The organism is Pantoea sp. MQR6, assembly GCF_022761075.1.
Taxonomy (GTDB): domain Bacteria; phylum Pseudomonadota; class Gammaproteobacteria; order Enterobacterales; family Enterobacteriaceae; genus Pantoea; species Pantoea phytostimulans.
Genome location: NZ_JAKYXB010000001.1, coordinates 1,541,914 through 1,555,538 on the forward strand (window position 1 = coordinate 1,541,914; position 13,625 = coordinate 1,555,538).

Sequence of the window (13,625 nt, forward strand, 5' to 3'; positions counted from 1 at the left end):
TTAGCTGCTCATGTTCAGCAGCTGATTAGCTTTCTGTTCGTTTTCATCGACGTTTGTGATCACTTTCATCTGCATCTCAAAACGTCGGGCGTTGGCAATCATATCGACCATGGTTTCCACCGGCTTGACGTTGCTGCCTTCTAACACGCCAGGCATAACTTGCATGGTGGCATCAGCCTGTAAGGCGGCTCCGCGTGTTGCCTGCGTTGCTTGCGTCGGGCGAAACATGCCGTCATCGCTGCGCTGCATCTCTTTTCCAGTGGCTTTCACCAGCTTCAATCGACCCAGCTGTACCGTGGCGTTCGGCGCATCACCGGCGTTCAGTGATGTAATCGAACCATCGGCCGCAATGGTGATCTGCGCGCCTTGCGGGATCACAATTGGACCGCCATCGCCCATCACGGGATTGCCCTGAATGGTTAACGTGCCGTCCGGGCTGGTCTGCATGTTGCCGTTGCGGGTATAAGCTTCGCTGCCGTCAGCGGTACGCACCGCCAACCAGCCATCTTGCTGAACCGCCACGTCCAAAGGGCGCTCGGTGTAATCCATCGCCCCCGGTGACATGTCTGCACCCGGCGTCGACGCTGTCACCAGCGTGCGCGTCGGTAACGACCAGCCATTAACAGGCACCGCACGCAGCGCGTTGAGCTGCGCACGAAAACCCGGCGTTGAAGCGTTGGCGAGGTTGCTGGCGGTAACGGCCTGCTGATCCAGCGTCTGACTGGCGGCACCCATCGCGGTATATATCGCGTGATCCATAGAACAATCCCGTTAGCGAATTAACGTAAGTTAACCAGCGTGTTAAGAATCTGGTCCTGAGTTTTGATGGTCTGGGCGTTCGCTTGATAGTTGCGCTGCGCCACGATCATATTCACCAGTTCCTGACTCATGTCGACGTTTGAGGCTTCCAGTGCGCCTGCTGTCAGGGAGCCGAAAGTACCGGTGTTAGCCAAACCCACGGCGGCCTGCCCTGAAGAGCTGGTCGCAGACCAGACGTTATCGCCTTCAGACTGCAACCCTTCTGGGTTAGAGAAGCTGGCTAATACGATCTGACCCAGCAGCTGGGTTTTCTGGTTGGAATAGCTACCGGTGATGGTGCCGTCGTCATTAATGGCGTAGCTGGTCAGATCGCCAGGTGCATAACCATCCTGAACAGGGTTCCCAAAGGTGGTGGTACCGGTGTTCTGCTGCGCACTGCCCAACATGCTGAGGGAAATAACCTGGTTCGCTGCTGCACCATTCGCTGCCACAGTGGCAGGCGCGGTTGCGATGTTGATGGTTAAAGGAACCGTGCCATCCGTTGTTGTCGTGCCGCCGCTGGTGATGCTGGTCAGTTTACCGTTGGTATCAAACGCCATGCTGAAATCGCCAGCCGCATCACCGGTGGTGGAGTCGATGGCATGCACGGTCCAGCTATTGGACGCGGTATCTTTGACGTAGTACATATCCAGGGTGTGATCGTTACCCTGCGAGTCATACACCGTCATGGTGCTTTTAGAGTTATAAGTATCCGCGTTGCTGGCAGAGAAGGTTCCGCCGGTTGGCACGGTATCTGTCGAGTTCAGGTTTGCAACCTGTGTTGCTGTCGTGGTGGCACGCGCAGCCATCTGAGTGGTCGGCACGCTAATCGCTACCGGGTTAGCACCGGTTTGAATCGTTGGCGGTACGCCGCTAGCCGGGTAACCCGTGACGGTCAGGCCTTGGGTGTTCACCAGATTACGGTTTTCGTCGAGGGATAACTGACCATTACGCGAGTAATAAACCGCGCCGCTGGTGTCTGTCATACGGAAGAAACCGTTACCGCTCAGCGCCACATCCAGGCCACGGCTAGTGGTGGTGGTGCTGCCGTCGTTGAAGTTCTGGATCACCGCCGCTACTTTGGTACCGAGGCCGACGTTAGAACCGGCGAACATATCGGCAAACGCAATGGTGCTGGACTTAAAGCCCGCAGTCGCGGAGTTGGCAATGTTGTTACCAATGACATCGAGGTTACTTGAGGCAGCGCCGAGTCCGCTTACCGCTTGGGAAAATGACATGTTTGTTTCTCCTGGTTACAGGTTAATCAGAGAATCTGACGTACTTCGTCAAGGGTGGCGGAGCCCATGGTGCCGAGATCCAGTTTTGTGGTGTCGTCCGTTGTACTTACCCCATTCACATAGGCATAGTTCAGCGGTTGCGCTACCAATTGGGTGCTGCCATTGCTGGCGGCAATTGAAACCGTATATTTGCCATCTGGTGCAGTCGAACCGTCAGTCAACGTGCCGTCCCACGAGAAGGTGTGAACACCAGCACTCAATGCACCGAGATCCACCGTGCTGACGGTGTTACCGCTAGCATCTTTAATGGTGGCGCTGGTCGCCGTAGAAGCGGTGGTCAGTGACACACCAAAAGGTGTGGTGGTGCCGCTGCCGACCAGCACTTGCGAACCATCGACCATCACGCCATGACCAATCAGCGTAGAGGTTTGCAGCGACTGACTCGTGGTGATCTGACCCGAGATCGAACCCAAAGTAGTGTTGAGTTTTTCAATGCCGCTCAGGGTATTAATCTGTGCCAACTGGGTGGTGAGCTGGCTGTTATCCATCGGATTGGTTGGATCCTGGTTTTGTAACTGCGTTACCAGCATGGTCAGAAACTGGTTTTGTAAATCTTGCGCACTGTTGCCGGTGCTGCTGCTGGATGAGCTCAGAACACTAGGATCCAATGACTCATTAACGCCTACCGAGATACCCATTTTTATTCTCCGTTATTGACCGATCGTCAGGGTTTTCATCATCATCGACTTCACCGTATTCAGCACTTCAACGTTCGCCTGATAGCTGCGTGAGGCGGACATGGTATTGACGGTTTCTGAAACCACATCCACGTTTGGCATCTTCACGTAACCCTTCTCATCCGCCATCGGATTGCCTGGGTCATAAACCAGTTTTGCCGGTGACGGATCGTTAACCACTTGCGCCACTTTCACGCCGCCGGTGGCTGCGCCCGGTGCAGCATCGGTCTGGAAAACAACTTGCTTTGCCACGTAAGGTTGGCCATCGGGGCCTGTCACGCTGTCGGCGTTAGCCAGGTTACTGGCACTGACGTTTAATCGCTGTGATTGCGCGGTCATCGCTGAGCCGGCAATGTCAAAAATATTCAGCAAGGCCATAATTATTGCCCTTGTAACACGCTCATCATGCCTTTGATCTGGCTACTGATAAGGGTGAGGTCGGTTTGATATTTCAGGCTGTTATCCGCGAATTGCGTACGTTCGCGGTCCATATCTACGGTGTTGCCATCGGCGGCGGGCTGATCGGGGATGCGATACAGCAAATCCATCGAGGGCGCTGAGTTAGTTTGTGCTTCTATGTGACGAGATGAAGTGACTTTGAGTGACAAGCTGCTGCCTTCAGCACGCCCGTTCGCCATCACTTTGTTCAACTCGCTAGCAAAGTCGATATCACGAGCCTGGTAACCCGGGGTATCGGCATTGGCAATGTTTGACGCCAGAATCTCCTGACGTTGAGCACGCATGTTGAGGGCTTCGGTACCGAATTTAAGTGCCGCATCCAGTTTGTCGAGCATGCTTCCTCCGCGAATGAGAATTTCGAGTTGGCAGCTTAATCTGGAGAATGCAAGGGCGATCGTCTGAATAACGCCCCAAATCGTCGCTATTTTTGCTCTTGAATATTTTTTTCTCTCCGTACACTTATGACCATCATCAGTGAGGAGCAGCACCATGCGCGGATATCTCATCCTGTTGACCAGCCTGCTGGTCACGATCGCCCTGCCAGCCAAAGCAGCCGATCTCAGTGCACAACTGAATCAATTTTTTAAAACCCGCGATCCACAACACGCCGTGGGCATGAATGTGGTCGTGCGCACACCACAGGCACAATGGCCCAGTTGTGACTCGCCACAATTTACCCTGCCGGGAAACAGCCGTTTGTGGGGCAATATCAGCGTGGCGGCCAACTGCGATGAAAATCGCCGGTATATTCAGGTTCAGGTTCAGGTCAGCGGCCAATATCTGGTGGCTAAGCGCCAATTGGCGCGCGGCAGCAGCGTGACAAAAGAAGATTTTCAACTGCAGACCGGTCGTCTCGATACATTGCCAGCGCGTACGCTGTTTGATAGCGCGTCAGTGGCCGATGCGGTTGTCCTGCGTGATATTCAACCCGGTCAGCCCGTTAGCTTGTCGATGTTGCGTCAACCGTGGCGAGTGAAGGCCGGGCAGAACGTGATGGTTATTGCCAGCGGTGACGGATTTGATGCCAGTGGCGAAGGCAAGGCGTTAAACAACGCCACCAGCGCACAATGGGTTCGCGTACGCATGGGAAATGGCCAAATTGTTAGCGGTCGGGTCGGCGATGATGGGAATATTCTGATAACCCTATAAAGCGCTAAAGAAGCCTGTTGTTCTGCCGATAGAAGAATCAACTAAGCAATTACGCTATTCTGATTCAGGTGGCAGACTCCCCTGACCGTACAGGAGCTTGAATATGAGCATCGATCGAACACAACCTCTGAATCCCGTTAGTACTGTCCAGACTCGCGACACTAACGAGCAGAGCAGCAGCAAAGTGCGTCAAAACGAGACAACCCAGGCAACCACACCCGGTGCCGCACAGGTTAAGCTGAGCAGCGCTCAGTCACAGTTGATGCAACCAAGCAGCAAGGACATCAATGTCCAGCGTGTTGAAGAATTGAAAACGGCCATTCGTAATGGCGAACTGAAAATGGATACCGGCAAGATTGCAGATGCATTGATTGCTGACACCAAGGCGTATTTAGAGGGTAACTAACTCCCCATGAGTAACTTGTTGACCACATTAGATAAGATGCAGGAAGTGCTGTCTTCACTGGCTGATTTGCTCAACGAAGAGCAGCACCAGCTGTCGGCCGGCCACATTAACAGCAACCTGTTGCAGCGTATTACCGAAGATAAAAGCGCGCTGCTCACAACGCTGAATTATCTGGACGAGATGCGCCGTACAACTGAAGCCAGCCTGAATACCAAGGCGCCTTATCGTGGTCAGAGTGACATGTCGCGTCGCTGGCAGAGTATTCAACAGCACACCCGCCGTTTACAGGACGCCAACGTCCATAACGGCTTGCTGTTACAGCATCAAATTCGCTTTACCCAAGATGCGCTTGAGGTGTTGAAGCCGCACCAAACTCAGGCGTTCTACGGCCCAGACGGTATGGGAAAAGGTCAATCGACACTGAGTCGCAAGTTCTGATTCAGCGCGGTGCTGGCATGCTTTGGCACCTAAAAAAAAGCCCGCGATCTCTCGCGGGCTTTTTTATGTCTGCTTACAGGTTATTTGTTTAAGCCACGGTACGTCGCGCGTAATCACGTAAGCGAAAGCCCAATAAACCCAGCACCAGAAAATAGGTTCCACCGCCTACAGCACAAACGGCAGCCAGACGTAACAGACGCCACAACATTGCGCCCTGCTCCCATACTGGCATCACTTGCAGAATGCCATACAGCGCAGCCGCCATGGCAATAACTGCCAGCACCAGGCGAATCAGGAAACCCGCCCAACCCGGTTGTGGCTGAAAAAAGTTTTTCTTTCGTAGCTGCCAGTAAAGCAGCGCAGCGTTTAAACAGGCGGCCAGGCCAATCGACAGCGATAAACCCGCGTGTTTCAGTGGGCCGATAAAGGCCAAATTCATCAATTGCGTCATGATCAAGGTGATGATAGCGATCTTCACCGGCGTTTTAATGTCCTGACGCGAATAGAAGCCCGGCGCCAACACTTTCACGACAATCAATCCCATCAATCCCACTGAATAAGCAATCAGCGCACGTTGCGTCATCAAGGCATCAAAAGCGGTGAATTTTCCATACTGGAACAACGCAATGGTCAGCGGGCCGGACAACATGCCTAATGCCACCGCGCTGGGCAGTGCCAGCAGAAAACAGAGACGTAAACCCCAATCCATCAGGCGTGAATATTCGTCGTGATTGCCGCTGGAAAAACTTTTCGCCAACGAGGGCAGCAAAATGGTGCCTAACGCAACACCCAGAACGCCAGAGGGGAACTCCATCAGGCGATCGGCGTAATACATCCAGGATACGGAACCGGAAACCAAAAAAGAGGCGAAAATGGTGTTAATAATCAGCGAAATTTGACTCACCGAGACGCCTAAAATCGCCGGACCCATTTGACGCATTACCCGCCAGACACCCGCATCTTTTAGGTTGACGCGCGGCAGCACCAACATACCGATTTTTTTCAGGTGCGGCAGTTGATAACCCAACTGCAAAACACCACCGACCACCACGGCCCACGCCAGCGCCATTACTGGCGGATGAAAGTGTGGCGCGGCAAACAGCGCAAACCCAATCATGCTGACATTCAGCAAGGTGGGGGCAAACGCTGGTACAGAGAAACGGTTCCAGGTGTTAAGCACCGCGCCAGCCAGCGAGGCGAGGGAAATCAGTAAAATATAGGGAAAGGTGACGCGCAACAGCGCGCTGGTGAGCGCAAATTTATCTGCAGTATCGGCAAAGCCGGGGGCAGTAACCAGTATCACCCAAGGTGCCGCAAACATCCCTAATAGGGTGACGACGGCCAATACCAGCGTGAGCAGGCCAGAAACATAAGCCAAAAAGAGTTGGGTTGCCTCGTCGCCCTGCTTGCTTTTGTATTCAGCCAGAATCGGGACAAAGGCTTGAGAAAAAGCGCCTTCGGCAAAAATACGGCGCAGCAGATTAGGCAATTTAAACGCAACGAAGAAGGCATCGGTAGCCATTCCGGCACCAAATACCCGCGCCACGATGGCATCTCGGGCAAAGCCCAATACGCGGGAAAACAGGGTCATGGAACTGACCGCTGCCAGCGATTTCAACAAGTTCATAATTAGCGGCGCATCCTGAAAAGGTTCGGCAAAAAGAGAGACTTAGCGCAGGCATCAGCTGATGCCCGGCGATAGTCTACTTGCCCGGTGAGAAATCACCAGCGCTGAGTGTTACAAGGGGTTATTCGCGAACGGACTCGCGCCACATTTTTTCCACTACCCGCTGCGCCAGCAGGGCCTGTTCGCCACTGGTTTCAGGCATCGTCTGATTTTGCACGCAGTGAATAAAATGATGCGCCGCGCCGCTGAAGCCGCGCTGAGTTAAATGGCTTTGCCAGGCGGGCGGCGGTGTAATCAGTAAGCCGCTGGCACTCTCTTCCTGCCAGTCGCGCATGTCGAGCACATCAATACATTTTCCCTCGCAGACTGCGCTCACGCGCTCGCGTTGACTGCCCGCACGGCGATGCATACTGGTAGTAAGGCGTAACCGCCCCGCAGCGAAGTGATGTTCGGCATACAGCATTTCACCCAAATCGTTGGTCTCTATATGCCCATGTAAGCTGGTCGCGGCCTTTCCACTGAGCCACAGCGCGGTATCAACAACATGCAAATAGTCATCCAACAAGGTGAAGCGCAGATCGTGAGGGCCCACGCTGTCGCTGCGATGTTTCTCCATACGCAATGAAGCCGCGTTGGGCATTTCAGCTTTTAGCTGCTGATAACGGGGAGCAAATCGCCGGTTAAAACCCACCATTAGTTTGCGCTTCTGCTTCTCAGCTAAGGCCACCAGCGCTTCTGCCTGATTGAGATTTTCTGCCAACGGTTTATCAACGCAGACATCTTTGCCGGCCAGCAATAACGCTTTGACCACATCAAAATGCGTGGCGGTGCTGCTGTGCACGAATACAGCATCGCAAGCCGCAGCCAAATCGTTTAGAGAGCTGAAACAGGCCATGCGAAAACTTTCGCAAATAGGTTTGGCTTTAGCCTGATTAGGTGAGAACGCGCCAACCAGCGTCCAGTCGGTTGCTTGCGATAACACCGGTAACCAGGCTTTCTGTGCGATACCGCCTAATCCCACCACACCAATGCGCAACGTCATTTCACTGCTCCTGCTGCTGTAATAATTGGGCGATTTGCGCCTGCAGTGCATCGACTCGCTGCTCCAGCGTGGCGACGCGTGTGGTTAATTCACTCTCTTCGACTGGGTCGATGTGCGTTTGCGCTTCGTCCTGTTCGCCCGCAAAAAGATGCCGATAGCGGCTTTCACGTTTGCCTGGCTCGCGTGCCAGACGCACCACCATCGCGCCATCTTCGCGCTGGCTTAAGCTTTCCAGCGTCTGTTCCACCTCAGAGACATCTGCAAACTCATGCAGCCGCCCGCTACGAGTACGTAATTCGCCCGGCGTTTGTGCGCCACGGAGAAACAGCAGCGTTAATATTGCGACTTCAGCACTGTTCAGTTGCAGGTTGCCAAACGCGGAGTTGCAAAACCGTTGTTCATATTTCGCGACGCGCTGACCAAATCCATTGTTTGAGGTGACCAGATGCTTTTTGACCAACTGATCCAGTTGATCCTGCACCTCGCCTTCTGACAAATTCATGACCGGTTCGCGGTTAGACTTTTGATTGCAGGCCGTGACAACACCATTAAGAGAGAGAGGATACTGCTCGGGCGTAGTGACCTGTTTCTCCAGCAGGCAACCGATCACACGCAAGGCTTGCGCCGATAAAGCCATCTTCATGCAAAATTCCTCATCATTATCCGCGCCGATCCGGCGTCCATTCCGTGCTGGTTAACGCCGTCAGCACATGATCTTGCCAACGTCCGTCAATCAATAAATAGTTTTTGGCATAACCCTCTTTTTCAAAGCCAAGGCGAGCCAGCAGATCACCGCTGCGCTGATTGTGCGGCATGTAGTTGGCCATGATGCGATGAATGTGCTGTTGGCGTTGCATATAGCGAATCGCTGTCTGCAGGGCTTCAAACATGAAGCCCTGCCCTTGCCATTTTTTGCCCAGTGAATAGCCGAGATAACAGGCGTGAAATGAGCCACGCAGCACATTGCTGAAGTTCGCCACGCCGCGCACCTCGGTCTCATTAGCATCCATTAAAATGAAATAGAAGGCCGAGCCTTGCTTGTGCATGTCAGTGATAAGCCCAAGGCGAGCTTGCCAACCGGAAGGATAACAATGACTTTCATCACGAACCGGTTCCCAGGGTTTGAGGAAAACGCGATTTTCTGCGTAGTAATCCGCCAACCGCCACGCATCGCGTTCGTGTACCAGACGTACCACCAGCCGATCGGTGGTCAATCGCACCTTTGGCGCGGCAGAACGATAGCCAAACATCTTGACTCCTGAAATACATGGCTGAGAAAGAGACACCTATTTAACGTTTCACTTCACTATAACCGCCGCCTGGGCTGCGGTAAAACGTTACGAATAACTCTGCAGGAAACGTCTTGATTTAGCACCTTAAATGCGGGCTCGCTCGATAAAAAAATATCATCTAAACAACGCTATTTTTCCCGCATGTTGCGGAGGAGAATAGACCATCTGGTCCGATTCTTTCCCTTTGTTATTAATCTACTTGCTCAGGAATCAGCATGTCACGGGTTGCGCTGGCACGACGCCGCAGTAAAGTTTTTCTTTTGGTTGATAACATGTTGGTGGTGATGGGATTTTTCGTCGTCTTCCCCCTCATTTCTATCCATTTTGTTGAGCAGCTCGGCTGGGCGGCACTGATGGTCGGCATCGCGCTTGGCTTGCGTCAGCTTATTCAGCAGGGCTTAGGCATCTTTGGCGGTGCGATTGCCGATCGCTTTGGTGCCAAGCCCTTGATCGTTATCGGCATGTTGATGCGCGCAGCGGGTTTTGCCTGTATGGCGCTGGCACACGAACCCTGGCTGCTGTGGTTAGCCTGTATGTTATCGGGTTTAGGCGGCACATTATTCGATCCCCCACGCAGTGCGCTGGTGATGAAATTGGTGCGGGCACGCGAACGTGGGCGCTTTTTCTCGCTGTTAATGATGCAGGACAGCGCAGGCGCGGTGATTGGCGCACTGATTGGCAGCTGGCTGCTGGCCTGGGATTTCCGTCTGGTCTGTTGGGTTGGCGCTGGCGTGTTTGTTCTCGCCGCGCTATTCAACGCGATTTGGCTGCCTGCGTGGCGCATCTCTACGGAGCGGGTTGCTATGCGCGAAGGGCTAAAACGCGTCTGGCACGATAAGCGTTTCCGCCTGTATGTCTTGACGCTAACCGGCTACTACATTTTGGCGGTACAGGTGATGTTGATGCTGCCGGTCATGGTTAATCAGGTGGCGGGGGCACCTGCGGCAGTGAAGTGGATGTATGCCATTGAGGCGATGCTGTCATTGACACTGCTGTATCCGCTGGCGCGCTGGAGTGAAAAGCATTTTCGCCTTGAGCAGCGTTTAATGGCCGGTTTAACACTCATGACCTTCAGCCTGCTGCCGATCGGCATGACGCACGATCTCACCGCCTTGTTTACGCTGATCGCCGTGTTTTATCTCGGCTCCATTATCGCCGAACCTGCGCGTGAAACCTTAAGCGCCGCGTTGGCCAGCGCCCGATCGCGTGGCAGCTATATGGGGTTCAGTCGCCTTGGGCTGGCGTTAGGCGGCTTGATTGGATACAGCGGCGGTGGATGGATGTTTGATATGGGCCAGCAACTATCGTTACCTGAATTACCGTGGATTTTACTCAGCAGTATTGGTCTGGTCACACTGCTGGCGCTGTGGCGGCAGTTTCAACCGCGCGATGTTGCACCCGCTATTCTTAGCAGCTGAGTTTGCCCCATCCGCTAATCTCTTCCATACTTCCCGCAAGTCCGAAAACAGGGCGAATGTCTTTCGCCCTGCTAAACAAAGGAGAACGGGATGAAGCTTTATATCTACGACCATTGCCCTTTCTGTGTCAAAGCACGCATGATTTTCGGCCTGAAAAATGTGCCCATTGAATTAGTTGTCATGCTGAACGATGACGAAGCCACGCCGACCAAACTGGTTGGTCAAAAAATGGCACCGATCCTGCAAAAACAGGACGGCAGTGCGATGCCTGAAAGCATGGATATCGTGCGATTCATCGATAATCAAGATGGCGAGCCGCTGATTGTGGGTAAAACAAACCCGGCAATCAATGACTGGCTGCGTCACGTCAACAGTTACGCAAACAAGTTGCTGTTACCGCGTATCGCTGAAGCGCCATTTGCTGAGTTCGCGACCCCGGAAGCACGCGAATATTTCCGTGTTAAAAAGCAGGCTAATATCGGCGATTTCCATGAACTTATGCAACATGCGCCGGGCTTCATTAAAAACATCAGTGACGATTTGCGACAACTGGACAAACTGATTGTTAAGCCCAATGCAGTTAATGGTGAATTATCAGAAGATGACATTAACTTATTTCCGCTGTTGCGTTCGCTGACATTAGTGAGCGGCATTGAATGGCCAAGTCGCGTAGCGGATTACCGCGATAACATGGCGAAACAGACGCAGGTTAATTTGCTCTCTTCGATCGCGCATTAAACCTGCTTTGATGAGAAACGCACGCGCGTTTCTCATCCCTTCCTTGATGACACCCGCTCCGCATTCAGGCACGCTATATACAGTTTTAGCCCCACAACATCCTGGATGAGGAACACATGAAAAAGGCCTTTCTTGGGCTCACCGCCCTGTTTATTGCCGTCATCTTAAGCGGCTGTAATCAACTTACGCAGTACACCATTAGCGAGCAGGAAATCAATCAGGCGCTGCAAAAGCGCAACAACTACGAAAAAGATATTGGCGTTGCAGGATTGGTGAATGCGCACATTGTTTTAAACGATCTCAGCAGCCAGATCGGGCGTGAAGAACCCGGTAAAATTACCTTGTCAGGCAATGCCAAAATTAACGTGAGCTCTCTTTTTGGCCCTCAACAGGCAGATATGCAGCTGAAAATGAAAGCGCAACCGTTCTTCGATCAGCAGCAAGGCGCTATCTACCTGCGTGATCTCGAAATCGTTGATGCGCAAGTTCAGCCAGAAAAAATGGCGTCAATCATGAAAACCCTGACACCTTATCTGAATCAATCGCTGAAAAGTTATTTCAACCAAAAACCGGCTTATGTCCTGAGTGAAGATCGGAGTAAAGCGGAGTCGCTGGCGAAAAAATTCGCTAAAGGTTTAGAAGTAAAGCCGGGTCAATTGGTTATCCCTTTCACCCACTAATTTATTCACCGCGCCCTTTGGCGCGGTTTTCTCGATTCTGCCTAAAAAACCAGGTGCAAACGGTTGCCTGAATCCTTATGCTTAGACCCCGGCCTAAACGTGCCTTTCGTTTCCTTTCTGCCGGAGCTTCATCGATGACTGCACAAACTCAGCAACTCACTCTTCGCCGCCCAGACGACTGGCATATTCATCTGCGTGATGACGACATGCTTAAAACGGTCTTGCCTTATACCAGCGCGGTGAACGGTCGTGCCATCGTGATGCCAAATCTGGTGCCACCGGTAACCAGCGTGGCGGCAGGAGAAGCGTATCGCGAACGCATCCTGGCAGCATTACCTGCCGATCATGCCTTTACACCTCTGATGACCTGTTACTTAACTGACTCGTTGGATCCCGATGAGATCGAGCGCGGCTTTACCTCAGGTTTGTTCACTGCCGCCAAACTCTATCCTGCACATGCGACCACCAACTCCAGCCATGGCGTAACCAACATTGCCTCAATTGCGAATGTGCTGGAGCGCATGCAAAAACTTGGCATGCCATTGCTGATCCATGGCGAGGTTACCGATGCGCATATCGATATTTTTGACCGTGAAGCGCGTTTTATTGAAACGGTAATGGAGCCGCTGCGTAAACAGTTTCCTGAACTGAAAGTGGTAATGGAACACATCACTACTAAAGACGCGGCGGATTATGTTGAAGCGGCTAACGAAAAGCTTGGCGCAACCATTACACCGCAACATTTGATGTTTAACCGCAATCACATGCTGGTAGGCGGCATTCGCCCTCATTTGTATTGTCTGCCGATTTTAAAGCGCAATATTCATCAGGAAGCCTTGCGTAAAATCATTGCCGGTGGAAACCCTCGTTTCTTCCTTGGTACTGATACTGCCCCGCATCTGCAGCATCTGAAAGAAGCCAGCTGCGGCTGTGCCGGTGTGTTCAATGCGCCAACCTCGCTGCCGGCTTATGCCACGGTATTTGAGGAGATGGAAGCCCTGCACCTTCTTGAAGCTTTCTGCTCTGAGAACGGTCCGCGCTTTTATGGTTTGCCGCTCAACGAAGATACCATCACACTGGTACGTGAGCCGTGGACAGTGGAAAGCCACATAGAAATGGGTGCACATTCTCTGGTGCCTTTCCTTGCAGGTGAAACTTTAAACTGGCGTATCAAAGCGTAATAGTATTTGCCTCCAGAGGATAATTACTGTAAATATATACAGTATCTTATCTGGAGGCTTTTATGCGTGTTGAAATTACCGTTGCCAAGACCCAACCTCTTCCCGCCGGCGCGATGGAAGCGTTAAGCCAAGAGCTTGCTCGTCGCATTGATGAACAGTTTCCTGATTCAACGCATCACGTCAAAGTACGTTATGCCACCGCCAACCAACTCAGCGTATTAGGCGGTAATAAAGAGTCCCGTGACCAAATCAGTGACATTCTCCAGCAAACCTGGGAAAGCGCTGATGATTGGTTCATCACCGATTAACCGCCACTGTGCTGTTTTTTGCCGGGTGTCGCCATCCGGCTTTTTTATCTCTTTTCTTCCCTCGCCATAAGCCTCCGCTGCATCTAGACTCTGATCGATCAATCCCCTATCCTT

17 protein-coding genes are annotated in these 13,625 nt (G+C 52.6%); 8 read left to right on the top strand and 9 right to left on the bottom strand.

The genetic code is table 11. The annotated features are described in order from the left end of the window. Genes MUG06_RS07155 through flgB form a run of 5 tightly spaced genes read right to left on the bottom strand, consistent with a single transcriptional unit; the run spans position 1 to position 3,567 of the window. Complete coding sequence (locus MUG06_RS07155; protein ID WP_215847083.1) at positions 1-759, bottom strand: flagellar basal body rod protein FlgF; 759 nt, start codon at positions 757-759, stop codon at positions 1-3. A gap of 20 nt (positions 760-779) precedes the next feature. After that, positions 780-2,036 (bottom strand): flagellar hook protein FlgE, encoded by a 1,257-nt coding sequence (flgE, locus tag MUG06_RS07160; protein WP_215847084.1) that lies wholly within the window; start codon positions 2,034-2,036, stop codon positions 780-782. 26 nt (positions 2,037-2,062) lie between these two features. Then, entirely contained in the window at positions 2,063-2,734 is a 672-nt protein-coding gene (gene flgD, locus MUG06_RS07165; RefSeq protein ID WP_215847085.1) for a flagellar hook assembly protein FlgD, read from the bottom strand. A 12-nt stretch (positions 2,735-2,746) separates the two neighbouring features. Then, positions 2,747-3,151 (bottom strand): flagellar basal body rod protein FlgC, encoded by a 405-nt coding sequence (flgC, locus tag MUG06_RS07170; protein ID WP_215847086.1) that lies wholly within the window; start codon positions 3,149-3,151, stop codon positions 2,747-2,749. 2 nt (positions 3,152-3,153) lie between these two features. Continuing rightward, positions 3,154-3,567: a flagellar basal body rod protein FlgB gene (gene flgB, locus MUG06_RS07175; RefSeq protein ID WP_215847087.1), complete on the bottom strand. Its 414-nt coding sequence runs from the start codon at positions 3,565-3,567 to the stop codon at positions 3,154-3,156. 154 nt (positions 3,568-3,721) lie between these two features. On the opposite strand from flgB, the gene flgA reads away from it, so the two are divergent. The 3 genes from flgA (at position 3,722) to flgN (ending at position 5,225) form a co-directional block, all read left to right on the top strand. Continuing rightward, positions 3,722-4,381 carry a flagellar basal body P-ring formation chaperone FlgA gene (gene flgA / locus MUG06_RS07180; protein ID WP_243078160.1) on the top strand — a complete coding sequence of 220 codons (660 nt, stop codon included), beginning with the start codon at positions 3,722-3,724 and terminating at the stop codon, positions 4,379-4,381. 103 nt (positions 4,382-4,484) lie between these two features. Next, entirely contained in the window at positions 4,485-4,787 is a 303-nt protein-coding gene (flgM, locus tag MUG06_RS07185) for a flagellar biosynthesis anti-sigma factor FlgM (protein ID WP_215847089.1), read from the top strand. 6 nt (positions 4,788-4,793) lie between these two features. Continuing rightward, a complete protein-coding gene (gene flgN, locus MUG06_RS07190; RefSeq protein WP_243078161.1) occupies positions 4,794-5,225 on the top strand; it encodes a flagellar export chaperone FlgN in 432 nt (143 codons plus the stop codon). Positions 5,226-5,313: 88 nt separating this feature from the next. Here the strand turns inward: flgN and murJ are convergent, their stop codons facing one another. The 4 genes from murJ to rimJ form a co-directional block, all read right to left on the bottom strand. Next, the gene (gene murJ, locus MUG06_RS07195) at positions 5,314-6,852 is read right to left on the bottom strand and encodes a murein biosynthesis integral membrane protein MurJ (protein WP_243078162.1); all 1,539 of its coding nucleotides are present in this window, start codon (positions 6,850-6,852) and stop codon (positions 5,314-5,316) included. Between the two features lie 121 nt (positions 6,853-6,973). After that, positions 6,974-7,894: a Gfo/Idh/MocA family oxidoreductase gene (locus tag MUG06_RS07200; protein WP_243078163.1), complete on the bottom strand. Its 921-nt coding sequence runs from the start codon at positions 7,892-7,894 to the stop codon at positions 6,974-6,976. Position 7,895: 1 nt separating this feature from the next. Further along, positions 7,896-8,537, bottom strand: coding sequence for a DUF480 domain-containing protein (locus tag MUG06_RS07205; RefSeq protein ID WP_243078164.1), 642 nt, complete (start codon positions 8,535-8,537; stop codon positions 7,896-7,898). A gap of 16 nt (positions 8,538-8,553) precedes the next feature. Continuing rightward, positions 8,554-9,144 carry a ribosomal protein S5-alanine N-acetyltransferase gene (gene rimJ / locus MUG06_RS07210; protein WP_215847092.1) on the bottom strand — a complete coding sequence of 197 codons (591 nt, stop codon included), beginning with the start codon at positions 9,142-9,144 and terminating at the stop codon, positions 8,554-8,556. 257 nt (positions 9,145-9,401) lie between these two features. On the opposite strand from rimJ, the gene mdtH reads away from it, so the two are divergent. The 5 genes from mdtH to dinI all read left to right on the top strand — a co-directional run bounded on the left by mdtH (position 9,402) and on the right by dinI (position 13,511). Next, positions 9,402-10,604 carry a multidrug efflux MFS transporter MdtH gene (gene mdtH, locus MUG06_RS07215; RefSeq protein WP_243078165.1) on the top strand — a complete coding sequence of 401 codons (1,203 nt, stop codon included), beginning with the start codon at positions 9,402-9,404 and terminating at the stop codon, positions 10,602-10,604. Positions 10,605-10,694: 90 nt separating this feature from the next. Continuing rightward, on the top strand, positions 10,695-11,342 hold the full coding sequence (gene grxB, locus MUG06_RS07220) for a glutaredoxin 2 (protein WP_215847093.1): 648 nt from the start codon (positions 10,695-10,697) through the stop codon (positions 11,340-11,342). Between the two features lie 116 nt (positions 11,343-11,458). Continuing rightward, the gene (locus MUG06_RS07225) at positions 11,459-12,022 is read left to right on the top strand and encodes a lipoprotein (protein ID WP_215847094.1); all 564 of its coding nucleotides are present in this window, start codon (positions 11,459-11,461) and stop codon (positions 12,020-12,022) included. A gap of 134 nt (positions 12,023-12,156) precedes the next feature. Next, positions 12,157-13,203: a dihydroorotase gene (gene pyrC, locus MUG06_RS07230; RefSeq protein ID WP_243078166.1), complete on the top strand. Its 1,047-nt coding sequence runs from the start codon at positions 12,157-12,159 to the stop codon at positions 13,201-13,203. Positions 13,204-13,265: 62 nt separating this feature from the next. Next, entirely contained in the window at positions 13,266-13,511 is a 246-nt protein-coding gene (dinI, locus tag MUG06_RS07235) for a DNA damage-inducible protein I (RefSeq protein ID WP_215847096.1), read from the top strand. Positions 13,512-13,625 lie beyond the last annotated feature (114 nt).

Coding starts and splice junctions, on each gene's coding strand:
- flgA (WP_243078160.1), top strand. CDS start 3,722: ATGCGCGGATATCTCATCCTGTTGACCAGCCTGCTGGTCACGATCGCC.
- flgC (WP_215847086.1), bottom strand. CDS start 3,151: ATGGCCTTGCTGAATATTTTTGACATTGCCGGCTCAGCGATGACCGCG.
- pyrC (WP_243078166.1), top strand. CDS start 12,157: ATGACTGCACAAACTCAGCAACTCACTCTTCGCCGCCCAGACGACTGG.
- flgB (WP_215847087.1), bottom strand. CDS start 3,567: ATGCTCGACAAACTGGATGCGGCACTTAAATTCGGTACCGAAGCCCTC.
- murJ (WP_243078162.1), bottom strand. CDS start 6,852: ATGAACTTGTTGAAATCGCTGGCAGCGGTCAGTTCCATGACCCTGTTT.
- flgN (WP_243078161.1), top strand. CDS start 4,794: ATGAGTAACTTGTTGACCACATTAGATAAGATGCAGGAAGTGCTGTCT.
- MUG06_RS07205 (WP_243078164.1), bottom strand. CDS start 8,537: ATGAAGATGGCTTTATCGGCGCAAGCCTTGCGTGTGATCGGTTGCCTG.
- MUG06_RS07155 (WP_215847083.1), bottom strand. CDS start 759: ATGGATCACGCGATATATACCGCGATGGGTGCCGCCAGTCAGACGCTG.
- mdtH (WP_243078165.1), top strand. CDS start 9,402: ATGTCACGGGTTGCGCTGGCACGACGCCGCAGTAAAGTTTTTCTTTTG.
- flgD (WP_215847085.1), bottom strand. CDS start 2,734: ATGGGTATCTCGGTAGGCGTTAATGAGTCATTGGATCCTAGTGTTCTG.
- rimJ (WP_215847092.1), bottom strand. CDS start 9,144: ATGTTTGGCTATCGTTCTGCCGCGCCAAAGGTGCGATTGACCACCGAT.
- MUG06_RS07225 (WP_215847094.1), top strand. CDS start 11,459: ATGAAAAAGGCCTTTCTTGGGCTCACCGCCCTGTTTATTGCCGTCATC.
- MUG06_RS07200 (WP_243078163.1), bottom strand. CDS start 7,894: ATGACGTTGCGCATTGGTGTGGTGGGATTAGGCGGTATCGCACAGAAA.
- grxB (WP_215847093.1), top strand. CDS start 10,695: ATGAAGCTTTATATCTACGACCATTGCCCTTTCTGTGTCAAAGCACGC.
- flgE (WP_215847084.1), bottom strand. CDS start 2,036: ATGTCATTTTCCCAAGCGGTAAGCGGACTCGGCGCTGCCTCAAGTAAC.
- flgM (WP_215847089.1), top strand. CDS start 4,485: ATGAGCATCGATCGAACACAACCTCTGAATCCCGTTAGTACTGTCCAG.
- dinI (WP_215847096.1), top strand. CDS start 13,266: ATGCGTGTTGAAATTACCGTTGCCAAGACCCAACCTCTTCCCGCCGGC.